This window comes from Vagococcus fessus (assembly GCF_003987565.1).
Lineage (GTDB): Bacteria > Bacillota > Bacilli > Lactobacillales > Vagococcaceae > Vagococcus_D > Vagococcus_D fessus.
Genome location: NZ_NGJY01000001.1, coordinates 616,328 through 641,135, shown reverse-complemented (window position 1 = coordinate 641,135; position 24,808 = coordinate 616,328). Strand labels below are relative to the sequence as shown.

Sequence of the window (24,808 nt, the reverse complement as noted above, 5' to 3'; positions counted from 1 at the left end):
TATTACGATGAAGATTGAAACAGAACGACTTATCATCAGGTCTTACAAGGAGTCCGATAAAGAGGAGGCACTTCTGTATTTAGGTGATGAAGAGACTATGTATTTCTTACCGGAAGATGTCTTTGCTCTAGATAAAGTCTCCGAATTTATAGAAAAACAGAAAGAAAAAGAAGAATACTTTGCTGTTGAGTTAAAAGAAACGAATCAAGTGATTGGTCATCTGTATTTTGCAGCCTTTTTTGGCGAACATTCGTATGAAATTGGCTGGGTATTCAACAAGAACTATCATTCTAAAGGTTACGGCTATGAGGCAGCAAAAGCGATTATGTCATATGGTTTTGATAAACTAACTATTCATAGAATTATAGCCACCTGTCAGCCTGAAAATCATGGTTCATATAAGGTGATGGAGAAACTAGGGATGAGAAGAGAAGGATCTTTTAAAAAATGTATTCCTGTTAAAGATGGCTGGTGGGATGAGTATTATTATGCAATACTGTCATCTGAGTGGCGGTGTTGAATAAAGTTATAAGTCAAAATATATAATAATGAGTTGTTTTATATGTTTTTTGTAGTTTCTTATCAAAAAAAAATATGAAAAAGCTTACTTTTTAATTGTACTTCTTATTAAATAGACGTATTATAAGAGTAAGAAGGTGTTAAGGAGGTTGTTGTTGCATGATAAAGGCCAATGGTCACAAAGTAAATGCTTCGATTAAGTCGTTTTTAAATTACCTGATATTTTTAGAGAAACAATTAGCAGATGATTCATTTAATTTTAATGAGATTAGGATTATCTTTGAAATTTGGGAACAAGGGGAACTTTCTGCTAAAACAATTGAAACAGAATTAGATTTGGATAAAGGTTACACTAGTAGGATTCTCAAACGTTTACTTTCAGAGGATCTTATTCAAAAAGTTCAGTCAGAAGAAGATAAGCGCTTGTTTTACGTATCCTTCACACCTAAAGGCAAGAAAGTCGCCCAAAAACTATATAAAAAATATGAAACTATGATAATGGACGATTTTAATAAATTGTCATCAGATGACCAACGCAAGTATATTGATGCTCTCGAAGTCATTCAAAAAATAGAAGAGAACAAACGAAATTAAAATGAAGCTAGCCGTTAGAATACGGTTAGCTTTTTTTATTAGTCAAGTTAATTCCCAAGCCTTCTATATAGAGTAATTACTTGAATTAGTGTGGAAGTGGGTATATGGTTAGAGTAAGAAGTATAGAATGGAGGGGAAGACTTATAGGAGAGGTAGTAACACATATAAAAAATTCAATCAACAGAATTTTAGTGCACAGAAAAACATATCTAAAAAGCACTATATTTTTACAAGGTATACGATTGCTATTTGTTTTACCATTATTATCAAGTCTTTTTTACCTTATGTTAAATCGCTTGAATATTACAAACTTAACAGATCAGACAGTTACATTATTTTTTAAAAGTCCAGTAGCCTTACTTTTATTAGCTATATGGTTTTTGTTAATTGTGTACTTTATATTCTATGAGCTAGGTTTTTATTTTTTATTAGGAATAAGACAGCGAAAAGGTCAAGATGTGAGTTTTAAATCGTTGACAGTAGAGTTATTGAAAAAAGCTCGCTATTTTTTTTCGACCCATTTATTAATCATAGGAAGCTATTTTCTATTAGTCCTTCCGTTGGCATCATTGGGGTTTAAATCAGAACTATTAAAATCAATAAAAGTACCTGACTTTATAGTAGATGAACTATTATTAACAACAAAAGGTAAGTATTTATGGTTTATTGTATTGTTTGTATTGGCTTACCTATCAATGCGATTGTTGTATGTCGTTTACTATTTTGTAGAAGAGTCCAGTAGAACATTAGGAGAGGCTATCAGTTTAAGCTGGAAACGAAGTAAGCATAAATTTTTAAAAAATATGATGACGTTACTATTAGTTGCAGCGGTCGTATCTATAGTTTCATTAATAGCGGTACTTGTTATAAGTTTGCCACTTTTTGTCAGTGATGTATTAAAACCATCATTATCTCCTTATGTAGCAGGAGGTGTTTTAACTTTAATGCAGTTGTTATTATTTTTTGGTGGAGGACTAATCCAAGCGTTAATTGTGAATGTTGTTATTGAAACGATTATAGGAAAAGAAAGTGAACCATTAGAGAAAGATGGGACGTCTGTTAAAACAAAAGCTATCTTAGTTATAACTGGTGGACTATTATTTATTGCACTAAGTAGTGTAAATATGTGGTCAATTACAACTTTGATTTATCAACCACAGACTACTTTAATCGCACATCGTGGTTTGATGAAAGGTGGGATTGAGAATTCTATTGGCTCTTTAGAGGCTGCAGCATCTAGCGGTGTTGAAATGGTTGAGATGGATATTCAAGAAAGTAAGGACGGGAAATTTGTTGTCTATCATGATACTAATTTAAAACGACTGACAGGTGTATCTAAAAATACCTATGATCTTACTTTAGAAGAACTTATATCTTATGAAATGAAGCAGAGTGGATTTACGGAGACTATTTCTGATCTTGGGACTTATATTGATAGAGCTAAAGAGCTGGGGATTAACTTACTTGTAGAAGTTAAACCGCATGGGAAAGAATCAAAAGAGATGGTGGATAATTTAATCAACTTACTTGAGGAAAAGAAAGTGGCTACTGATTATATCGTTCAGTCGTTAGATAAAGATGTTTTAGATGAAATTAAAGCTAAGGCGCCTTATATTAAAACAGGCTATGTTATACCACTTACAATAGGGCATGCACCTAAATCCGATCATGATATATATGTGATTGAAGAGTTTTCAGTAAATGAGAAACTTATATCAGAAATTGAAGAATTAGACAAAGAAATATTTATTTGGACGGTAAATAAAGAAGACCTTCTAAAAAAATATTTAAATTTAAATGTAGATGGTATTATCAGTAATAATGCTGATTTGGGTGTGGGTATAAGATCAGATTTAGAAGAAGAAAAACCGTTGTATGAACGCGTAATTTTGATGTTGGAGAACATGTAAAGGTAAGTGTGTAACCAATAATGATAAAATGGATTTTTTAAACATTCATTTTATCATTATTATTTTTTTACATTTTTTTGAAAAAAAATAATAAAAACAACATCACAAACTAGTTATTACCAAGATTTTTAAGATATAATTGAATTTGTAGAGTCAAATAATACTTTTTTTAACGAACGAATTAAAAGTTGGTTTGTGAGTGATGTATTGTTTTTCTTTTTAGACTTTAAAAAGGGTGGAATCATCATTCATGAATTTTGAATATAAAGTCAAAAAAGGGGACTGATATTATGAAAAAACTAGTAAAAAAAGGTATTGTTTTATTAGCATCAATATCTATTTTAGGTGCTAACCTTGCACCAACACTTGCAGCAAGCGAAGTAGCTCAAGAAACAAATGTGACGGCTACGTTTGATGAACTGCCAAATACAGAAGTTGCTCAAGTGGAAGAGGAAACACTAACTACTGAAATCCAAGTCATGGAAAGTAGTGAGTCAGAGGTAGCAACTGAAAGTTCTGAATCCTTAATGAGTGAAAGTTCTGAAGTAACTGAAGAAGAGATACAAGGTACAGATTTAAGCTCATCAGATAGTGAAAACTATGGCGAAACGGAGACATCTGCGACTGAAGAACAAGCAGTGATGAGACCTTATAAAGAAATCGACTTTAATTTTACAGGTGATTTCCAAAGGGAAGATGGGACAAGTATCGGTTCTGGTGAAAGCGTTGGTATCCATGAAAATACACGTGTGGAATATCAGTGGGAGATTCCAAATGGTGTGGAAATTAAAGAAGGCGATACAATGACCTTTAAGTTTCCAGAACAATTGAAAGCCACTGGTAAAGCAGAGTTTCCACTTACAAATGAAAATGGAGATGTTATTGGAAATGCAAAAGTGGACCCAATAACAGGTCAGGTGGTTGTAACTTTTACTGATTATTATGAAAAAAATCCTGAGGATGGACGTCATGGTACTGTAGGTTTTACTACCAAGTGGAAAGAAGAAACTATCAATGTCGAAGAAGAGATTCCTTTAGAGTTTGATAAAAATGGTGAGATTATTATAACAGTTACGCCACCAGGTATAGGTGATCCAACTGAGATTATCCAAAAATGGGGAGAAACTATTGAAAATGGAACGAAAACCTCTTGGGTTGTCAGATTAAATTTCGCTGGTCAAACGATTAAAAATGCAGTCTATACTGATACGTTGGGTTCAATGCAAGAAATGTTACCAAATGAAATTTTTGCTTATCGTGGTCACTACGACAGTAATGGTGAGTTTGTTAGAACTTCAGAAATTCCTAAAGATCAAATTATTATAGATGAAAATGGATTTCATATCGAACTAGGTGATTTAGAAAAACCTGAACCTTCGGTAGAAATTTACTATAATACTAAGAATATTGATGAAGGAAATTCACCGCACTATGAAAATACGGGTAAATTGACCGGTACGAATATTGAGGAAAAAGAGATTACAGTTCAGACACCAGAAACTGGAAATAGTGGTTCTGGAACAGGTGAGAACAAAGGCATTGTTAAAGTAAAAAAAGTAGACTCTACAGATGAAACAAAAACTTTAGCAGGAGCCGAATTTGATATCATAGACAAAGATGGTAAAGTAGTTGAACATATTGTGACAGATGACAATGGTCAAGCACAGTCTAAAAATTTGAACATTGGAAATTATACATTAGTTGAAACAAAAGCACCAGAAGGTTATGAATTAGATTCTACACCGATTCCAGTTAAAATTGAGGCTAATGGTGAAGTGAGTGTTATAGAAGTTACTATTACTAACGACCCTATTGAGCCACCACTTGGAACTATTAAACTAATTAAGCAAGATTCTGAAGATGATACAAAACGTTTAGTAGGAGCCGAATTTGATGTTTTCAATACGGAAGGTGAAGTTGTTGGGAGCCTTATAACAAATGAGAATGGCGAAGCTATTTTAGAGAATTTACCGTTAGGCGACTATACAATTATTGAAACAAAAGCACCTGCTGGTTATGAATTAGATCCAACGCCAATTACTGTCACAGTACTAGAAAACAAAGAATCGAATACAGTCTCAGTTACAGTTGTAAATACTGAGATTCCTAAAAAAGGCACGATTGAAATCATTAAAGTTGATGATGAAACAGGTGTAACTTTAGCAGGAGCCGAATTTGATATTAAAAATAGTGCAGGTGAAATTGTTGGACATATCATAACTAATAAAGAGGGGAAAGCTAGACTTTCAGATTTAGAGTTAGGAGATTACACGATTGTTGAAACAAAAGCACCTGATGGTTATAATCTATCAGAAAAAATTTATACTATAAGTGTAGTTGAAAATGAAACAAATACTGTAGCAATTGAAATTGAAAACAGTAAAATTGTTCCAATGATTCCAATTGTACCAGGTAAACCAGTTATACCGTGGACACCGATTGTACCAGATAAACCAGTTATACCGTGGACACCAATTGTACCAGGCAAACCAGTTATACCGTGGACACCAATTGTACCAGGCAAACCAGTTATACCGTGGACACCGATTGTACCAGATAAACCAATTATTCCAAATAAACCGGTAATACCAGGTAAGCCAAATATTCCAAACAAACCGGTGATTCCAAATAAGCCAATAGTACCTGAAAGACCAAACAAAACTATTCTAAAATTACCTCAAACAGGTGAAGCAAAAGAAAGCTTGGTTTTAGCTGTTCTAGGATTTGTTCTTATTGGATTTACATCACTTCTTTATAAAAAGAATTATTAAAAAAAAACTCTAATCTTAGGATTAGAGTTTTTTTATTTAACGGTTAATTGATTCGGACATAGTTCCCATCCAGTCACCTAAATATGAAGTTTCTTGAACAGCTTCTGGAGGAAGACCACCAGAAGGATTGCTACCATTTAGGACCATAGGAGTTTTAGCGAGTGATATTGAGTCGTTAAAATAATCTTCATTATATTTTTCGGTCTTTTTTTCAGACTTAAAGCTGGTATTATGGTCTTCTTTTTTATAAAAGCTAACAATTTTAGCTTTTGTTTTGACATTATCTGGAACTTTCTTTTCATTATCTACGGGTGTAGGTACTGATTCTTTTGAGTCTTGAGGTGCAGTAGCGTCTTCTTGCTCTTTTGTGTGACGCTTAACGTAAATTGTCTTTTCACTAGTGTTATCTTCAGCAGCGTTAGCTTGTTGGAAGAGTAGTAGTGAAAAAAGTGCCGCAGTGGATAGGCGTTTTAGCTTCATATTATATCTCCTGTTTTAAGGCAATAAGTGTATTACCAAGTATTTTCCAGTCATTTGTAGTTGGAGGATTTCGCCATATTACTTGCGGTATACGGTATTCATAGGTTGCAAAATCTGAAATATAAAGACTGGTTTCATCTGTTATTATATCATCAAAATGAATTTCTAACGAGTTAAATGATCGAATATTATTTTTAATATGTTCAGTATAACTATCTCCACGAGAAAAATCGACACAGATATGTATCGGGGGCTCAAATGTACTCACCGGTAGTAGAGTTAGGAGTGCAAATAATAAGTCATAATAAAGTAAGATATTTTCAGGATTAGAGAAATCATTTTGTTCAATTAATTCAAGATAAGTCATTATGACACCACTAACGTTAGGATAGAGCTCTGAATATTGTTCGTATGAGGTTTTATCATAAAAACTATCGATTTGATAGCTGTAAAAGAAACGTTTAAAGAATATAGAATAACATTTTTTTTCTAGTTTGTAGAAATTAGGACTGTCAATTTCTAAATAGTTCATATTGATTAAGAGTTTTAGAAATTCATTAGAACGTTCTTCAACAATTTCAGGTATTTCAACATTATCTAGAATAGTATCATAATTAATAAGCGTTTCAGAGAATAGAAACTCTAGTAAATACTGGTATTCGGAATAAAATATTACACCATCTAGTTCAGTGTGACTTATTTTTAAAAGTCTATTCTCCCAAACTTTAAAGAGTCTTTTTAACTCTAAAGAATTTTCAATATTAAAATTTCGTTCCACACTCGGTTCAATAGTGAAGTTTTGATTAATCCTTAAATAGTTAATTGCTAGAAATATTCTAAGTTTTAAGACTAAGTTAGGTGTTTTATTCATAGGGATAGCTTTGCTTAATTCAAAAATAAGAGGCTCAATTTTTTTGAAAAGTGCTTCTTCAAAAGGAAATTCCATTCCTTTAAAATAAAAATTAAACATCTCAAATGTTTTTAAACGTATTTGTCGTTCATCACCCACTAGTTTTTTATTGTGAATTTTCATATTGTAAGGTTTTAAAATCCCATTTAAGTTTTTAACTAAGATATAAGCATTACTTTGACTAATATTTAAAGATTGAGTGAGTAAATTAAAATTTTTGCCATTTAAAAAATAAAACATAAATATTTTGAAATAGGGCGATTGTTTTAATAAAAGTAAGCGATATTGATTGATAACTTCAGTATTTATACCAAAGGAAGTGAACTCCTTATTATTATTATTTTCAATAGAACAGTTAAATTGAAAACGTGAAAGTTCGTCTGTTAATTCATCTAAAAGATTGACCGATTTAAATGTGGACAGTTCTGTAAATTCTTTGATTTTAACTAAGGTGATTGGGGAATGATTATTAGTTTCAAAATGAGCTAAAATCAATAGTTTTTTTTCATCATTAGTTGTTAGTAAATTTATCACAATACACCTCCATGGTTCTTATCTAGTATAATATAAAACGTCCTTTTAAACAAAAAGAATTTTCTGAAATTCAAATTATTCCATTAATTTTCAAAAAAACATAAAAAAATGGAGCGTTTATTTCAAAAAAGTATAGTTAGATAGTCTTATATAGTTTATTATTAATTTATAGAGGAAAGGAAATGACATAAGTTGACCTATTACTTACTGCTTTGTTTATTAAAGGTTGTTTAATAATAAGACGGTAGTTCCCCCAAGACTGCTTGTTTTATCATTTACTTATATTATTTCCGAAAGAATGTTGCACTAATAACACAACAAATGGAGGCTACATCTTATGAATAATATCAATGCTTTTGATCCGGTTATGGTTTATAAAGTTGTTTTTGAAATTAAAGGAAAAACACTTTCACGTTGTATTGTAACGGATATCAATGAGTCTGAAGAAAGTGTTTTTGCTAGATTACAATCAACACTACTTGATCCGAATTTTAAAGTTATTGAAATTATTACTGAAGATTATGGTTGGAGTTGTGCATAAAAATACCCACGCCTTTAGGCGTGGGTATTTTTTATTCTATTAGAAAATTTCTGTGTGTCAATCATTCTATTTTGACACCAAGATGTCAATGAAGGTGAAAGTACAATATCAGTTTCTGTTAAATGAGGCAGACTTTGCGCACCTAAGAGAGTCATAATTGTTTTAAGTTGTTCTTGCCACAAGACAATGCTATCACAGGTGTTCTCAATGCCTTTTTCTTGGATCAAATGTAAAAATTGACCTGAAAGGCCGCATGCTTTAGCACCTAATGAATAAGCTTTAATCATATCCAATGGAGTTCTTATGCCACCAGAGGCAATAATATCAACTGACGTGTGGCTATTGTATGCTTCGATAAGCGATATAACAGTTGATTGTCCCCAATCCTCTAGAAAATCTAAATCATTTTGAGGTCGACGTGCATTTTCAATAGCGGCAAAATTTGTTCCACCTCGTCCGCTTATATCTATAGAAGCTACACCGATTGATTTTAAGAGTTCAATAGTTTCTCGACTCATACCGAAGCCAACTTCTTTAACGATAACAGGAACGCCAACTTGTTCAACCATGAGTTGAATAGACCTTAACCAATGATCAAACTGACGTCCGCCTTCTGGCATAACAAGCTCTTGAGCAACGTTGACATGTAGCTGTAAGGCATTGGCTTGTAATATATCAACAGCACGCTTGCCATTTTCGACAGAATGTTCAGCACCTAAGTTAGCAAATAAAATACCATTCGGATTGATTTCTCGCATGATACTGTAGCTTTTACTGACCTCGGGATGTTTGATAGCGGCACTAATTGAACCAGAAGCCATTGCGAGTCCAGTTTCTTTAGCTACAGTAGCAAGGTCACGATTAATTTGATAGGTATTATCGCTGCCACCAGTCATACCATTGATGAAAAAAGGGGTATCAAATGTCAATCCAGCAAATGTTGTAGCGATTGAAACATCATCAAAGTTTACTTGAGGTAAACTTTGATGAACAAATTTTAAAGCATCAAAATCACTATTAGTTTCAGGTGTATAAAATTTATTAGCAAGTAAAACATGTTCATCTTTTCTATTTATATGTATAGACATGATTTAAAATCTCCTTATGTCTTAAATTTCAATACTTGTTTTTTCGTAATGAACGCTAACAGGGAGATGACTGATTTCTGATTTTTCCCAATCTTTAATCAGTGGAGTAGTATCTATAGATTTATCAATAATGACAATACCACAATCTCCACCACCAGCACCAGAAGACTTAGCAGCTCCGTTATAATCCTCCGCGATTTCGCATAAATCAAACAAACTGGCAGTTTCGATATGAACGCCACTATTGGCCCCAAGGTGTTGAAGAAGTTTACGATTTCGTCTTATGCCTTTTTGAATAATAGAAAGATTTTGTTTTTTGAAGGCATCTATAATTGTATTAACAGTTTCTACACTGTTTTTTAAGAATATATTGTAATAATGATCTACTTCACTAATTTCTTCATTAAGTAAGTCAACTAATTGAGTTGTTGAAGCAGGTGAACCGGTCCATCCGATAATTAAATTTAAATTTTTAGGGGGGGTTAATGGTTCAATTTTTAATTTAGGCCATTCTTTTTTGATAAGAGAATGAATCGAATGTGTTTTTAGTTTTTCTAAAACCCATGAACGTTCAAAACAAGCGTAAGCCACCCAGCCACCAAAACTGCTGGCAGCTAAGTCACCAAAGGAGCCGTTACTTTTGATTGATAAGTGGGTAAGGGCTGCAAGTTTATAAACCAGTAAGGGGTCACAGGCGACATTATGAAATTTTAAAAGAGCTTTAATAGTAGCTACTGTAACGGCACCACTTGAGCCTAATCCATATTTTCGTCCATCTTTATTATCCAAATCACTTTCAATTTCTAAATCAAAAAAGCTTAGTTTTTTACCTAATTCTTCAAGGTATGACTCAGTTGTTGTAACAGCCTGTGAGACATATGCAAAAGGATTTTCTCTTTCGTCGATATAGAATTGACCATTTTTACGCGTCCAAGGGATACTTAGGCCGTTAGAATAACTTGAGCGAATTGTCCCTTGTCCAATTGTTTCTTTTAAATTTACAGTTATATATTGATCAAGAGCTACAAGAATAGCTGGATGACCAGGTTCTAAAACAGAATATTCACCGGCGATATATAACTTACCGGGAGCACTTGCTTTTATCATGACATACGTCCTCTCTTGGTAGTTGACTTTTAAATAAGTTCAACGTCACCGCCCACTTTTGAAATAATCACAGGATTATTTGGGAAGGCGTTTTTTAATAATGTTTGAATAGACTCTGATTCTGATTGTCTACAAAGTATCTTTACATTCGGTCCAGCATCCATTGTAAAGTAACACTGCCATCCTTGTCCACGAATTTCACGAACTTTTGCTAAAACTTCTAAAGAAAGAGGTTCCATATAAGTGAAAGGTGGTAATGCCCCGAGCATTGTGCCATGCATTTTCATACCATTAGACTCTGTAATAAGGCCGACTTGTTCAAAATCTTTATTGGAGATAGCTTTTTTTATATTTTTTAAGTCTGTTGTAGCGGATTCAATCCAGCTAGGATAAAAACTAGAGGTATCAACAGTTAACTGCATTCCTTCACGACTAGAGATAGATTTTTGTTTGGTATTAACCGCAACAGTAATCATCGCAATATCCCAACTAGCATCATCTACAGCTATAGCTAGGCTGTTTTCGTTACAATCACCCATTTGCCATTCAACAAAACCTCCGAAAAGGCTGCGTGTTGCGCTACCACTTCCTCGTCTTACATAGGTAGAGAGTGTGGATAGGTCCATATTCATTTCAGTAAGACTATTCATAGCAGCACCAAGAGCAGCAAAGGCAGAAGCAGATGACGCTAGACCAGCTGCCGTAGGAACAAAATTTTGACTACTGACATGAATAGGGGTAGTACAGCCAATTTCTTGTCTAAATAAATTTAAGAACTGACTGATTTTTTGTGTTTCTTTTTCGCTTTGTTCTTCGTTATTTAAAATAAAACGATCTTTTTCTAAATCTTTATTAAATTCAACAGAAGTTTCAGTATAAAATTCATCTAGAGTCAGAGAAAGACTACTATTCATTGGTAGAAAGAGTTTAGGGTCTTTTTTTCCCCAATATTTAATTAGAGCTATGTTAGTATGCGCTTTTGCTTTAGCTGATTGTTTCATTAGTTTCACTCATTTCGTAGAGCCAAGTTTGTTTGGCTCCATTATTTTTTAAAGCTGCAGCAATATGTTCAGCTTCTTTTTTATCGTAGGCAAGGGCAATCATACAGCCACCTGCGCCTCCGCCGGTTAATTTGGCCCCTAAAGCGCCATTTTCACGTGCTACAGTAATTAATGTGTTTAATTCAGGACTGGATACCTTTAATAAAGACAGAGCGTCCTGCGCTTCATTAAAAGCATGACCAAGTTTAACTGGTTCATTAGACTCAATAAATTGTTTACTTGAATGGGCTAGTTGACCAAGTTTTTGTATGGCCAAATGATAAGGTCCACTATCTTGCTCTGCTTGATATTTTTGAGCAATCGCAGCAACGACTTGTTTTGTTCGACCGGTGATACCAGTATCTGCTACTATTAATACAGCATCTAGATTCAATGAAATAGCTAATGGTACTTGTCCTTTTATAAAGAAATAGGGTGTGTTACTACTTGTCATTAGTGCATCTAAACCACTAGGGTTTCCATGAGCAATTTTTTCAGCTTCATCAACTATCTGAAGTAGAAGACTATATGGTAATGTAACATTAAAATAATCAAATAGAGCTCGGACTGTTGCCACTGCTACGGCAGCGCTTGAGCCCATACCTCGTTCTGCAGGGATGTCGCTCACAATTCTAATAGCCAGTGGGGTATTAGTTTGCTTTATTTTTTCTAAGGAAAGTAAGATAGCTTTTTTTAGGCTATCTAACAATTCGGGCATATCGTCAAGTAATCCATTATAAAATGCACAATCAATAGTAGTTTTTGTAGTAGAGGTGGTAACCAGTGCTTTTATTTTAATGGCTGAGAAGGGTAGGGCAATGCTAGGTTCACCATAGACAACAGAATGTTCACCAATTAAAATGATTTTAGCTGATGAATATCCTATCCCATTATTAGTCATAAAAGTTCCTCCTAGTTTTAGTTTCTACTATTGATATAGTGTTTAATTTAAACACCAACTAACCTATTTTAAAATAATTCTCTCTTCTTTGCAAACATGGAAAAAGATGAGAGGGTGATCTGTTAAGTTAATTTTAACGTTTTGTACGAAAGAAGTCTGTTTATACTCATTATTTTTATAAATTCTTTATAACTAAAAAAACATCTAGAGTCCAACCTCTAGATGTTTTTTTAGTTATTATTTAGCTTCTTGGATAATTTTAATGCCTTTAATTTTAATATCTTTTTTAGGTTTAGACTGTTCGCCCTGGCCACTATTTTCCACTTTTGTTTTTGCAATTTTGTTAACGACATCCATACCATCAATAACTTGACCGAATACTGAGTATTGGAAGTCTAAGAATGGGACGCCACCTTTTTTATACGCTTCGATAATTTTTTCTGGATAGTCTTCTAATAGCAAGCCATCTGATACATCCTTATCATTCTGTACGATATAAAATTGGCTTCCTTGTGTTGGAAGTGCAATATCACCAGCAGTTCTGGCCATAGCTAAGGCACCGTTGATATGATAAAGTTGATTTGAAATTTCTGGAGCGAATTCTTCTTTCCAAATACTTTCACCACCAGTACCGTCACCTTTAGGGTCACCTGTCTGAATCATAAAGTCTTCAATAATACGGTGGAATTTAACATCATCATAGTACCCATCTTTAGCATGCTTCATAAAGTTTTCAACAGCTTTAGGAGCTTGTTTAGGGAATAATTTAATTTTAATTTTCCCTTCGGTTGTATTCATTTCAACCGCAGACTCATCTTTTGCGATGTCTTTGCTCAGTTGTGGTAAGTCTAGAGCATTTAAATCAACACTTTCAGTTGCTTCAGTTGTTTCAATTGTAGCTTCCTCCGTTGTTTGGGTTGTTTCTTCTTTATTACCAATAGAGCAGCCGCTAGCTAAAACAGCAGTTAATGATAATGCAGCTAAGCTTACAATAAATTTACTTGATTTCATTTTATCAAATCCCTCATTCTTTTAGTTTATAATGTTTATAATATCAAATATTTATAAAAAAAAATAGGGCTATTATAAAATACATACAAATTATAAGGTTGTGAAATCCAATCATTATAATATATAGACTAATTTAATAGGGGTTGTTATAATAAGGATAGAAATAAAATATTTTTATCGGAGGCGGAAAACATGGGAAAATTAGGAATCTCTATCTATCCAGAACGTTCAACATTTGAAAAAGATCAAGCGTACTTGGATTTAGCACACAAGTATGGGTTTAAGCGAGTTTTTACAAGTTTACTTCAAATTGAAGATGACAAAGAAAAAGTTTTGGCTGATTTTAAAAAAGTGGTGGATTATGCTAACAGCCTAGATATGGAAGTTATGGTTGATATTAATCCTGCTCTGTTTGAACAATTAGACATTTCATATGATGATTTGTCATTTTTCCATGAAATGGGAGCGGACGGCGTTCGTTTAGATATCGGGTTTACAGGTGCGGAAGAAGCTAAAATGACACGTAATCCATACGGTATAAAAGTTGAGATTAACATGAGCACGGGGACAAGTTATGTTGATAATATTATGACGTATTCGCCAAATGTTAATAATCTATTAGGTTCACATAATTTTTATCCACACCGTTATAGCGGATTAGGATATGAACACTTTGTTTTTTGCTCTGAGAAGTTTAGAAAGTATGGTATCAACACAATGGCTTTTGTTAATTCTCAAGCGGCTACATTTGGCCCCTGGCCTACACAAGATGGATTATGTACGCTAGAAGACCATCGAGAATTAGAAATAGGAACTCAAGTGAAACATTTGGTTTTAACAGGTTTAATTGATGATATCCTTATTGCTAATGCGTACGCTTCAGAAGAAGAAATGAAGGCTATGTCGGAAGCATTTTTTGCAGATTATCCGAGTATTAAAGTTGACCCAGCGGATGATATTACTGAGGACGAACGTGAAGTTTTGTTTAACAACTTGCATAGTTATCGTGGTGATCGTTCAGAATATATTTTGCGTTCAACAATGACACGCATTAAGTATAAAGATCTTCCTTTCCCAGCACATAATACTGTTGATATGAGAAAAGGGGATGTCCTAATTGATAATGTAGGATATGGTCAATATAAAGGTGAAACACAAATTGCAATTAAAGAAATGAAGAATGACGGTAGAGTAAACGTCGTTGGAAAAATTTCTTCTGATGAACTATTCTTGTTAGATTTCTTACGACCTTGGTCTAATTTTAAATTAGTAGAAAATAAATAATTAATTAAAGCCAGCATCTTAGTCATAAGGTGTTGGTTTTATTTTGTATATAATAGTAGAAACTGGTTTAAAATATAAATTAAGTTAAGATAATCCCTATTTAGGTTTAAGACAAGATTCTTATTTTTAGCCCTATTAGTGTTGAAAATTAGTCATAAATTCTGATAATATTTGTCTTATTTTTGAAATATATGCTAAAAAGTGGTCGTTTTGACTTGTTAAATCGTTTGAAAAACAACTTTGTTAAAAAAAATAATAAAAAGTATGTCATATTTCTTTAAACAAAGAATAGCGTCGTATCAAGGGTATAAGAGTGTGGCTTCAAAAAATGACAAGTAGATTGACTTGACTTAATCTTCTATTAATCATCTTGATATTTGACTGTAACAATTCCTTGTTATGATTTGTATGTTCTCAAGTACGAGACAAAAACAGATAATTCTAAAGGAGAATCTTATATTATGAATTTTAAAACAAAAGTATTCGGAATTGTTGCAGTGGCAACAACTACAGTAGGTTTGGCATCTGCAGCGTTGGCTGATACACTTTATACAGTAAAAAAAGGTGATACATTATCACAATTATCATTAGATTATTTAGGAGCTGCTAACAAATTTGAGGAATTAGCAGACAAAAACAACATTAAAGATGCTAATTTAATTTTTGAAGGTCAAAAATTAGTTCTTTCAGAAGATGGTGAGATTTCAGTAGCTACTCCAGAAGAAGTTGCTAAAACTCCAGAAGTAGAGACAGTTCAAGAAGCTGTTGAGGTAGCAAAAGTTGAACAAACTGAAGCGACAAAAGTGCAAACAACAGAAACTGAAGAAATGACTACTGAGGCAACAGAAGCTCAAACAACAGAAACTGAAGAAATGACTACTGAAGCAACAGAAGCTCAAACAACAGAAACTGAAGAAGTAGTTACAGAAGCAACAGAAGTAGAAACAACAGAAACCGTTGTTAAAGAAGAGACATCTAAACAAGAAACAACTAAACCAGAAACACATAAAGAAGTTTCAGGACAATCATTTACAGTTCAAGCAACTGCATATGATGGATTTGGAATGGGTGGTATGACAGCAACTGGATACCAAATTACAAGTACTAATGATAAAGTAATTGCGGTAGATCCAAGTGTTATTCCATTAGGTAGCCGTGTTTATGTTGAAGGCTATGGCGAAGCGATTGCTGCAGATACTGGTGGCGCAATTCAAGGAAACATCATTGATCTAAATATGGGTCAATCAGATGCTATTGCATGGGGACGTCGTTCAGTACAAGTTACTATTTTAAATTAATAATTTAAACTGTAGAATGAGAATTCTACAGTTTTTTTCTTTTAAATATAGTATTTGATGGACAAACGCATAGATAACACGTAAAATGAATAAGAGACTTTGAAATAGATTAGGAGGACAAAAATATGTCCATGTTTTTAGATCAGGTAACAATTGATGTTAAAGCCGGTAAAGGTGGAGACGGAATGGTTGCTTTTAGAAGAGAAAAATACGTACCCGATGGTGGACCAGCTGGTGGAGATGGTGGCCGAGGTGGCGATATTATTTTAGTAGTAGATGAAGGATTACGTACACTTATGGATTTTCGTTTTAACCGTTTCTTCCGTTCAACTCCAGGTGAAAATGGAATGAGTAAAGGAATGCATGGTCGTGGGGCCGATGACACTTATGTGGCAGTTCCCCCAGGGACAACAGTTAGAAATGCAGAAACAGGCGTGTTAATAGGAGATCTCTTAACACACGGACAAGAGTTGCTTGTCGCTAAGGGTGGTCGTGGTGGCCGCGGAAATATCCGCTTCGCTTCACCAAGAAATCCTGCACCAGAAATCGCAGAAAATGGTGAACCTGGTGATGAAAGAAAAATTGAATTAGAATTAAAAGTACTAGCTGATGTTGGTTTAGTAGGTTTCCCATCAGTGGGCAAATCAACAATTCTGTCAGTTGTATCAAAAGCTCGTCCTAAAATTGGGGCGTATCACTTTACGACACTTGTTCCTAACTTAGGAATGGTATCGATTGAAGATGGTCGTAGTTTTGTAATGGCTGATTTACCAGGGCTTATTGAAGGCGCATCACAAGGTATTGGATTAGGGACACAATTCTTACGTCATATCGAACGTACTCGTGTTATTTTACATGTTATTGATATGAGTGGGATTGAAGGTCGTGACCCTTATGATGACTATCTAGCTATCAACAAAGAGTTAGAATCTCATAATATGCGTCTTTTAGAACGTCCACAAATTGTTGTAGCTAACAAAATGGATATGCCAGATGCTGAAGAAAACTTAGAAAAATTCAAAGAAAAATTATATGCAGATGTCGAAGATGAGTTTGCTGATAAGATTCCAGTTTTTGCGATTTCAAGTTTATCAAATCGCGGATTGGATGCATTATTAAGTGCAACAGTTGATTTAGTTGAAACGACTCCAGAATTCCCATTATATGACCAAGAGTCATTAGAGGAAGAAACAGTTCGTTATGAATTCACACCAGAGGAACGTCAATTTGATATTTCCCGTGATGATGATTCTACTTGGGTTCTTTCAGGTGAATACCTAGAGAAATTATTCAAGATGACTAACTTTGACCATGATGAAAGCGTAATGCGTTTTGCACGTCAATTACGTGGTATGGGTATTGATGAAGCGTTACGTGCTAAAGGCGCTATTGATGGTGATTTAGTTCGTATTGAAGACTTCGGATTTGAATTTATCGATTAATTTTATAAAACCAAGAATGTTAACCATTCTTGGTTTTATTTTGTAGTTTTTTTAGTGGATTAGTTCCAAGATTTACGATTTATTGATACAATGAAGAGGAAGAAAAACTAAAGGAGTGATACGATGAGTAGACGTGTTATTGTATTGAATTTTGATATTGAAAGTAAAGCTTACCAAGCGTTTTCAGAAATTAAAAAATTGCATGTATCAAAACAAATCAAAGGGGAACAATTAGCTGTTGTTAGACATAGTGAAGATGGGAACCATAAATTTGAAATTAAAGACTTTATTGATTTTACGGGAAGTAATCACAGTGCAAAAGACAGTACAATTGGAATGTTTATCGGTCTACTAGGTGGTCCTTTAGGAATGATGTTTGGCTGGTTTGCTGGAAGTATGATAGGTGGAGCAAAAGATGTCAAAGAAGTGAAAGAAGCGACAGCGATTTTTGAATTTGTAGCATCTCATATTAAGGAAGGTGAAACCTCAGCCTTGATGATTGCGGATGAGGATGATAATCGTCCTTTAAACGAGTTGATTTTCAATCAATTAGGTGGTCATATTAATCGTGTTGAATTTGAAGAGGTAGAAGAAGCGATTGAAGAGGCTCAAAAAATGGAAAATGAAGCAAAATCAGAAACTGAGAACAACTAGTTCATACAGTTTTTAACAGAAAGTTAGGTAATTATGGAGATAGAATTTTTAGGTACAGGAGCTGGCGTGCCAGCAAAACAGAGAAATGTTACGAGTATGGCGCTAAAATTATTAGATGAGCGTAATGCTGTATGGTTGTTTGACTGTGGAGAAGGAACACAGCAGCAAATTTTGCGTACAAATTTAAGACCTCGTAAAATTGAAAAGATATTTATTACCCATTTGCACGGGGATCATATTTTTGGTTTACCGGGTTTATTGAGTAGTCGGTCATTTCAAGGAGGCGAAGAACCTCTAACGATTATAGGTCCAAAAGGGATTAAAAATTATGTGGAAACAAGTCTGAAAATTTCTGAATCTCATGTTAAATATCCTATTATTTACAACGAAATTGATGAAACAGGAGTTATTTTTAAAGACCATCAATTTACTGTATCATGTTTGCCTCTTGATCACCGTATTAAATGTTATGGTTATCGTATCGAAGAGGCTGACCATGAAGGTGAACTTCAAGTGGATGCACTAAAAGAGCTAGATGTACCAGCAGGACCAGTCTATGGTCGTTTGAAAAAAGGTGAAAAAGTTGAGCTTGAGGACGGACGTATTATTGATGGTAAAGATTTCGTAGGCCCTTCTCAAAAGGGACGAATTGTTACAATTTTAGGTGATACTAGAAAACACCCTAATGCCGAAATCTTAGCTAAAGATGCAGATTTATTAGTACATGAAAGTACATTTAATAAAAATGAAAAGAAATTAGCTAAAGCGTACTTCCATTCGACAACTGAAGAAGCAGCAGAGGTTGCTAGAGATAGTGGTGTTGAGAAGTTAGTTCTGACTCATATTAGTGCGAGATATGTTGGGAATAGTGCGCGCGAATTAGAAAATGAAGCAAAAGCGATTTTTCCTAATGCTCAAATAGTTCGTGATTTTGATTGTATAGACATTCCATTTAAAGGGAATGAAGAAAGTGAAATGATATAGGGTGTAGATGTGAAAAAAAATAAAAATTTATTAAACCAACGTGTTTTAATTACAGGCGCTTCAAGTGGTTTGGGAGAGCAATTAGCTTATGAGGTTTCCAGAAGAAAAGGAACGGTTGTGTTAGTAGCTCGTAATGAAGAAAGATTATCTGAGGTTTTAGAGAAGTGCGAGGAAGTATCTGGTCAAGAAGGCTATATTTTCCCAATGGATTTGTCGGAAGATAATGACTTTTCTTCTTTTAAAACTGTTTTAAAAGAAGAAGTTGGACAAATTGATATTTTGATAAATTGTGCAGGTTTTGGATTATTTAAAGACTGTCTTGATTTTGATAAAAAAGTTATCAGTGAGATGTTTCAAGTGAATGTTCTATCATTGATTGGATTAACTCAAGAAATCGCTAGCTCTATGAAAAAAAGAGGACACGGTCAAATCGTCAATATTGCCTCTCAAGCTGGGAAAATGGCTACCCCTAAAAGTAGTATTTATGCAGCAACAAAATTTTCAGTAGTCGGTTTTTCTGATGCTCTAAGGTTGGAACTAGCCCCTTATGGTGTTAAAGTTCTAACCGTTAACCCTGGTCCAATTAAAACAAATTTCTTTAATCGTGCCGATGAAACAGGTGACTATTTAAAGTCTGTTGAAAGAATTGTATTAGATCCTAAAAAATTAGCCAGACAAATTATGAATGCATGCTACACATCAAAAAGGGAAGTCAATACACCTAAAATAATGGCATTTGGAAGTAAGTTTTATGTTTTATTTCCTAAAATAGGAGATTTCTTTGCAGGTAAAGTTTTTAATACTAAATAAAAAGTGGGGATAGTACGTGAAAGATCATGGTAAGTTAATTACAGGCTTTCTTTTAGTTTGTATCGTTGTTATTTTTTCAGTTATTAATACAAGAAGAGTGGTTGTTAATTTTGGTTTTGCTGAAATTACATCACCTTTAATTTTTATTATTCTAGGTTCAGCTATTTTAGGGGCATTGATTGTGTTCGTAACGTGGTTCTCAAATTTTTGGAAGCAACGTAAGGAATTAAAAATTTTGAAAAATGAACTGAATGAGTTGAAAGGAAATTTTGATGCTAAACTTAGCGATGCTGTGATTGATATTAAAGCTGAGCTAGCAACTAAAGATGAAGAAGTTAAAATGTTAGAGGTTCAATTGGAGACGCTGACTAGAGAACAAGAAGTTGAATTAGATGCAACAGCTTCATTTATAAATGAAGAAATTTAAACCTGATACGTTCAGGTTTTTTGTTTGATGACGTTTTTGTTATAATGGATGTGGTTAGGAGTGATATGTTGAAGAAATCAAAATACTCATGGAAATTAGCTAAGGAAGTAGCTAATACCGGTGAGATAGAAAGCTGGTTGAAAGAGAAATCATTGCCTTCTTTTTTAGCGCCTATGTTATGGAATAGAGGAATCAGAACGGTGGAAGAGTTAACTCTATTCTTCGAGCCAAGTACTGAAGCTATTCATGATCCTTTTTTAATGTATGATATGGAAAAAGCAGTAGCAAGAATACAAGAGGCAATTGCTTTGGGACAACGTATGTTAATTTATGGTGATTATGATGCGGATGGGATTACAAGCACGACTGTTTTGAAAGAGGCTATTGAAATGGTTGGTGGCGAAGTATCTTTTTACCTTCCAGATCGGTTTAAAGATGGTTACGGACCAAATAGAGAAACATATGATAGATTAATCAATGATAATGGAATTGAATTATTAATAACTGTAGATAATGGTGTTGCGGGACATGAAGCTATCGCTCATGCGAATAGTTTAGGGGTGGATGTAATTGTAACAGATCACCATGAAATTCCAGCAGTTCTTCCTGAAGCTTTTGCCGTGGTCCACCCAAGACATCCAGAGGGACACTACCCATTTGGTGACTTAGCAGGTGTAGGTGTTGCTTTTAAAGTTGCGACAGCCCTATTAGAAGAAGTTCCAGAGGAAATGTTAGATTTAGTAGCAATTGGAACAATTGCTGATTTAGTATCTTTAACTGGAGAAAATAGAGCATTAGTTCAGTTTGGTTTAAAACAGATTCATACGGCTCAACGCATAGGTTTAAAAGCACTTTTTGAAAAAATAGATAATGATCAGTCGACAGCTACGGAAGAAGCAATTGGTTTTGGGATTGCCCCACGATTGAATGCAATAGGTCGTTTAGGTGATGCTAGTCCAGGTGTGAGACTATTAAGTACATTTGATGAGGATGAAGCAGAACAATTAGCTAACGAAATCGATATTGTAAATATGAAGCGTCAAGAAATTGTTAAGGAAACGGTTAGTGAAGCTATGGCTCTCTTAGAAATGAAACAAGATCAAGATATTTATGTTTTAGCCAAAGAGGGATGGCATCAAGGCGTTTTAGGTATTGTAGCGAGTAAAATTGTTCAAGAAACAGGCAGACCTGCGCTTGTATTAGGGATTGATGATGATACCGGAATAGCGAAAGGTTCAGCTCGAAGTGTTGAACAAGTTAGTCTGTATGAGGCTATGAATTCTGTAAGTGAGCTCTTTACCCATTTTGGTGGGCATCATATGGCTGCCGGGATGTCACTTGAAAAAGAAAATCTTGAAAAGCTAGAAGTAGGGCTGAATCATTTTGTTTCAGAACTAAATATAGATTTTAGTGAGGGACCACCGCTTGCCGTGGAGTCATCTTTGACGCTTGATGAAGTAGGAATAAATCAGATTCAGGGGCTGTCATTGTTGGCTCCGTTTGGGACAGATAATCCGTCTCCTTATTTCTTATTTGAAAATTGCGATACGAAAGCTATTAAGCAGATAGGGGCAGATAAAACACATCTAAAATTTCAATTGGTAAATGAAACAAGTCAATTAGATTGTATAGGATTTGGGTTTGGGTCTGATTTATCTGATATAACAACCGCAGAAAATATTGAAGTGGTAGGCCAACTTGCTGTTAATGAGTGGAATGGTCATCGTAAACCTCAATTATTTGTAAAAGATTTTAAAGTATCAGGACAGCAAGTGTTTGATTGTCGTTCAAAAGTTTTTAATGAAGATGATTTTAATGGTGAGGAAACATTAGTCATTGTCTCGTCAAAGAAAGAGTATGAACGTTTATACAAACAGGGAATAAGTTCTATTATTTTATTAGGTGAGGTTACTTTGAACACCATCACAAAAGACTGGCAAAGTGTTGTTGTTGTTGATTGTCCAGTCAAAGTCCTAGATCTGAAAGAAGTTTTAGATGAGTTAAACTATAGTCAGCTCTATTTATATCTAACGTCTAAAGAACAATGTTATTTAAACGGCATGCCAAATAGGGATCAGTTCGCTTCACTATTTAAATTTATTGCTCAATATAGCAATGTAGATATTAGGTATAAATTAAATGATCTTGCATCTTTTTTTAAAATAGACAAAAATTTACTTATTTTTATGATTCAAGTGTTTTTTGATTTAGGATTTGTTACAATAGAAAACGGTATCATGTCAAAAGTAGAAAATCCAACGCAGCGTAAGTTGGAGGAAAGTCTATTATTTGAAGAAAGACAACAAAAAATAGTTTCAGAAAAGTTTTTACTATACAGCAGTGTCAGTGAATTACAGGACTGGCTCTCAAAACAGGAGGACTAAACGTGAATTTAAAAGATTATATTGCAAGTATTCCAGATTATCCGGTTGAAGGTGTAACTTTCCGAGATATTTCACCCCTTATGGGAGATGGTGATGCTTACCGTGAAGCGACAAAACAAATTGTTGATTATGCAAAAGAAAAACAAGTGGATATGGTAGTAGGACCTGAAGCACGTGGATTTATTATTGGGTGTCCAGTAGCTTATGAATTAGGAATAGGGTTTGCACCTGCACGTAAAAAAGGGAAACTACCTCGTGAAACAATCGAAGTAGATTATGGTTTAGAATATGGTTCAGATATCCTAACGTTACATAAAGATGCTATTAAACCAGGCCAACGTGTGTTGATTTGTGATGATTTACTTGCAACAGGTGGAACGATCGAAGCAACGATCCAACTCATTGAAAAATTAGGTGGGGTAGTTGTAGGATGCGCTTTCTTAATCGAACTGATGGAATTAGAAGGTCGTAAAAAAATTGAAGGTTATGAAATTTTCAATTTAATGGAGTTTTAATAGTAAAAGAAGGAGGATGAAAGTCTTTCTTCTTTTTTTGTACAAAAAAACTCGTAACATAAAGTTACGAGTTAAGTGTTATTATTTCTTTTTGAAAATACCTAATGGTTTACCGACTGGTAAGAAAGTATAGCCAAAATGTTTGTTTAATACTGCAGCAGCACAGCCATAAAATGATAATAATGAAATACCTAATTCTGAGTATGCGGCTAAGTTGTGGAAGAAACCTTCCGCAATACCTAGCGTAGATAATGCCAACCCGATGAATAAAAAGTTAATTAGTGTAAAGATTGCTAATAAAACTTTATGAGTTTCAGTTGCACCGATGGTCATGAAGAATGTGAAGATTAAATAGCCAATAAAAGCGAATCCAATTTGTTTAGGATCATAAATTGCTTGTAGAGATTCTCCAAATAGTCCATTTTGTATCATCCATGCCATTGCAGTTCCTAACCAGAAAAAGCCATAAGCAAAGAATGCAGTCGCACCAAATACGTTATTTTCTTTAGCATCATAAGCTGCTGCAACGATTTGTAGTAGACCGCCTAAGAAGATAGCCCAAGGGATGACACCGCCAACACCTTCAGTCCAACCTAATTTTTGTGACGAGGCAACAAGTGTTACCATAGCTAACCCAAATAAACCAATGCCTGATGGGTCGATCAGGTGATGTTTTACGATAATTTCTTTGTTTTCCATAATTCTCTCCTTAAATGAAATAAATAAGACCAACCTGTTAAAAATATCACACTGTAAAAAGTATGTCAATTATAGATGAATAGTTTCTTTATTTTTTCGGTAAATTCTATGATTATCTAAAAAATTGTTAAAGAAGTCTTGGAAACCTATGAAATTAAAGCTATTCATAGTATGATGATAATCTAGGCATAATTTGAATTTTTATAAAATTCAATCGAAATAGAAAGGTTTTGAATAGAATGAGTCGACGGAATAAGAAGAAGCGACGTTTTTTTGGCAGTCTTGTCAAACTTATACTTTTAGCGCTAATTATATTTGGTTGTTATCGATTTTATATAGTAAAAAGTCAGGTCGAAGAAGTGAAATTATGGAAACCTGTAGTTGCAGAGGAAGCAAGTCGTTATGGATTGGAAGAATTTGATGATGTCATTTTGGCGATTATTTTGACTGAAACTAAAGGTCAACATATAGACTTAATGCAAAGTAGCGAGAGTAAATATGGGGAACAAAATCAGATTACCTCTTCTGAAGAAAGTATCAAAAGTGGTGTGAAACACTTAGCAGAGGTTCTGACACAATCTCAAAATGAAGGCACTGATATTTGGACGGGGGTCCAGGCCTATAATTTTGGAAGCAATTATATTCCATATGTTAGGGACAATGGTGGAAGGCACAATGTTAAGATTGCAGAACGATATTCTAGAGAAGTACTGGCACCGTTATTAGGAAATAATAGTAATAAAAGGTATAGGTATTTGACATTGAGAGCATTAAAATATAATAAGGGACATCTTTACATTGATGGTGGTAATTTCTTCTATGCAGATATTGTAAAATGGAACATGTCAGTATTAGACGTTATGAGCAAAATCCCTTGGTTTAGTTAGAAATTACATTTGATGAGA

The 24,808-nt window shown here is 34.1% G+C and carries 23 protein-coding genes; 15 read left to right on the top strand and 8 right to left on the bottom strand.

Going from position 1 to position 24,808, the window contains the following annotated elements; translation table 11 throughout:
• The first annotated feature begins 7 nt into the window (after positions 1 to 7).
• From CBF31_RS03150 to CBF31_RS03135, 4 genes are all read left to right on the top strand, one after another.
• Positions 8 to 520, top strand: coding sequence for a GNAT family N-acetyltransferase (locus CBF31_RS03150; RefSeq protein ID WP_126830885.1), 513 nt, complete (start codon positions 8 to 10; stop codon positions 518 to 520).
• Positions 521 to 678: 158 nt separating this feature from the next.
• Positions 679 to 1,113 (top strand): MarR family winged helix-turn-helix transcriptional regulator, encoded by a 435-nt coding sequence (locus CBF31_RS03145; RefSeq protein WP_126830883.1) that lies wholly within the window; start codon positions 679 to 681, stop codon positions 1,111 to 1,113.
• 104 nt (positions 1,114 to 1,217) lie between these two features.
• Positions 1,218 to 3,023, top strand: coding sequence for a glycerophosphoryl diester phosphodiesterase membrane domain-containing protein (locus CBF31_RS03140; protein ID WP_126830882.1), 1,806 nt, complete (start codon positions 1,218 to 1,220; stop codon positions 3,021 to 3,023).
• 290 nt (positions 3,024 to 3,313) lie between these two features.
• The gene (locus CBF31_RS03135) at positions 3,314 to 5,794 is read left to right on the top strand and encodes a SpaA isopeptide-forming pilin-related protein (RefSeq protein ID WP_126830880.1); all 2,481 of its coding nucleotides are present in this window, start codon (positions 3,314 to 3,316) and stop codon (positions 5,792 to 5,794) included.
• Between the two features lie 36 nt (positions 5,795 to 5,830).
• Here the strand turns inward: CBF31_RS03135 and CBF31_RS03130 are convergent, their stop codons facing one another.
• Both CBF31_RS03130 and CBF31_RS03125 read right to left on the bottom strand, forming a co-directional pair.
• Positions 5,831 to 6,274, bottom strand: coding sequence for a hypothetical protein (locus CBF31_RS03130; RefSeq protein WP_126830878.1), 444 nt, complete (start codon positions 6,272 to 6,274; stop codon positions 5,831 to 5,833).
• A gap of 1 nt (position 6,275) precedes the next feature.
• Complete coding sequence (locus tag CBF31_RS03125) at positions 6,276 to 7,718, bottom strand: helix-turn-helix domain-containing protein (RefSeq protein WP_170167856.1); 1,443 nt, start codon at positions 7,716 to 7,718, stop codon at positions 6,276 to 6,278.
• A gap of 337 nt (positions 7,719 to 8,055) precedes the next feature.
• Here CBF31_RS03125 and CBF31_RS03120 point away from each other — a divergent pair, with 337 nt between their 5' ends.
• A complete protein-coding gene (locus tag CBF31_RS03120) occupies positions 8,056 to 8,259 on the top strand; it encodes a hypothetical protein (protein WP_126830874.1) in 204 nt (67 codons plus the stop codon).
• A 14-nt stretch (positions 8,260 to 8,273) separates the two neighbouring features.
• Here CBF31_RS03120 and fni read toward each other — a convergent pair whose 3' ends face one another.
• From fni to CBF31_RS03095, 5 genes are all read right to left on the bottom strand, one after another.
• Positions 8,274 to 9,347 (bottom strand): type 2 isopentenyl-diphosphate Delta-isomerase, encoded by a 1,074-nt coding sequence (gene fni, locus CBF31_RS03115; protein WP_126830872.1) that lies wholly within the window; start codon positions 9,345 to 9,347, stop codon positions 8,274 to 8,276.
• A gap of 21 nt (positions 9,348 to 9,368) precedes the next feature.
• Positions 9,369 to 10,454, bottom strand: a complete 1,086-nt coding sequence (locus tag CBF31_RS03110) for a phosphomevalonate kinase (protein ID WP_126830870.1) — start codon at positions 10,452 to 10,454, stop codon at positions 9,369 to 9,371.
• 29 nt (positions 10,455 to 10,483) lie between these two features.
• The gene (mvaD, locus tag CBF31_RS03105) at positions 10,484 to 11,455 is read right to left on the bottom strand and encodes a diphosphomevalonate decarboxylase (RefSeq protein WP_126830868.1); all 972 of its coding nucleotides are present in this window, start codon (positions 11,453 to 11,455) and stop codon (positions 10,484 to 10,486) included.
• Positions 11,439 to 12,395 carry a mevalonate kinase gene (gene mvk / locus CBF31_RS03100; protein WP_126830866.1) on the bottom strand — a complete coding sequence of 319 codons (957 nt, stop codon included), beginning with the start codon at positions 12,393 to 12,395 and terminating at the stop codon, positions 11,439 to 11,441. Before mvk ends, mvaD begins: the two co-directional genes overlap by 17 nt.
• 237 nt (positions 12,396 to 12,632) lie before the next feature.
• Entirely contained in the window at positions 12,633 to 13,406 is a 774-nt protein-coding gene (locus CBF31_RS03095; protein WP_126830864.1) for a peptidylprolyl isomerase, read from the bottom strand.
• A gap of 192 nt (positions 13,407 to 13,598) precedes the next feature.
• On the opposite strand from CBF31_RS03095, the gene CBF31_RS03090 reads away from it, so the two are divergent.
• From CBF31_RS03090 to CBF31_RS03050, 9 genes are all read left to right on the top strand, one after another.
• Positions 13,599 to 14,690 (top strand): DUF871 domain-containing protein, encoded by a 1,092-nt coding sequence (locus CBF31_RS03090; RefSeq protein ID WP_126830862.1) that lies wholly within the window; start codon positions 13,599 to 13,601, stop codon positions 14,688 to 14,690.
• A 461-nt stretch (positions 14,691 to 15,151) separates the two neighbouring features.
• Positions 15,152 to 15,988 carry a 3D domain-containing protein gene (locus tag CBF31_RS03085; RefSeq protein ID WP_126830860.1) on the top strand — a complete coding sequence of 279 codons (837 nt, stop codon included), beginning with the start codon at positions 15,152 to 15,154 and terminating at the stop codon, positions 15,986 to 15,988.
• A 125-nt stretch (positions 15,989 to 16,113) separates the two neighbouring features.
• Positions 16,114 to 17,430 carry a GTPase ObgE gene (gene obgE, locus CBF31_RS03080; protein ID WP_126830858.1) on the top strand — a complete coding sequence of 439 codons (1,317 nt, stop codon included), beginning with the start codon at positions 16,114 to 16,116 and terminating at the stop codon, positions 17,428 to 17,430.
• A 123-nt stretch (positions 17,431 to 17,553) separates the two neighbouring features.
• Positions 17,554 to 18,084 carry a DUF1269 domain-containing protein gene (locus CBF31_RS03075; protein WP_126830856.1) on the top strand — a complete coding sequence of 177 codons (531 nt, stop codon included), beginning with the start codon at positions 17,554 to 17,556 and terminating at the stop codon, positions 18,082 to 18,084.
• A 33-nt stretch (positions 18,085 to 18,117) separates the two neighbouring features.
• Positions 18,118 to 19,068, top strand: coding sequence for a ribonuclease Z (gene rnz / locus CBF31_RS03070; protein WP_126830854.1), 951 nt, complete (start codon positions 18,118 to 18,120; stop codon positions 19,066 to 19,068).
• Positions 19,069 to 19,077: 9 nt separating this feature from the next.
• The gene (locus CBF31_RS03065) at positions 19,078 to 19,878 is read left to right on the top strand and encodes an SDR family NAD(P)-dependent oxidoreductase (protein ID WP_126830852.1); all 801 of its coding nucleotides are present in this window, start codon (positions 19,078 to 19,080) and stop codon (positions 19,876 to 19,878) included.
• Between the two features lie 16 nt (positions 19,879 to 19,894).
• Complete coding sequence (locus tag CBF31_RS03060; RefSeq protein ID WP_126830850.1) at positions 19,895 to 20,305, top strand: LapA family protein; 411 nt, start codon at positions 19,895 to 19,897, stop codon at positions 20,303 to 20,305.
• A 65-nt stretch (positions 20,306 to 20,370) separates the two neighbouring features.
• Positions 20,371 to 22,689 carry a single-stranded-DNA-specific exonuclease RecJ gene (recJ, locus tag CBF31_RS03055; RefSeq protein ID WP_245977905.1) on the top strand — a complete coding sequence of 773 codons (2,319 nt, stop codon included), beginning with the start codon at positions 20,371 to 20,373 and terminating at the stop codon, positions 22,687 to 22,689.
• Between the two features lie 2 nt (positions 22,690 to 22,691).
• Positions 22,692 to 23,204, top strand: coding sequence for an adenine phosphoribosyltransferase (locus CBF31_RS03050; protein WP_126830846.1), 513 nt, complete (start codon positions 22,692 to 22,694; stop codon positions 23,202 to 23,204).
• Positions 23,205 to 23,285: 81 nt separating this feature from the next.
• On the opposite strand, the gene CBF31_RS03045 is transcribed toward CBF31_RS03050, so the two are convergent.
• A complete protein-coding gene (locus CBF31_RS03045) occupies positions 23,286 to 23,903 on the bottom strand; it encodes an acetate uptake transporter (RefSeq protein WP_126830844.1) in 618 nt (205 codons plus the stop codon).
• 359 nt (positions 23,904 to 24,262) lie between these two features.
• Between CBF31_RS03045 and CBF31_RS03040 the strand changes: the two genes are divergently transcribed.
• Positions 24,263 to 24,790: a lysozyme family protein gene (locus CBF31_RS03040; protein WP_170167855.1), complete on the top strand. Its 528-nt coding sequence runs from the start codon at positions 24,263 to 24,265 to the stop codon at positions 24,788 to 24,790.
• Positions 24,791 to 24,808: the final 18 nt, after the last annotated feature.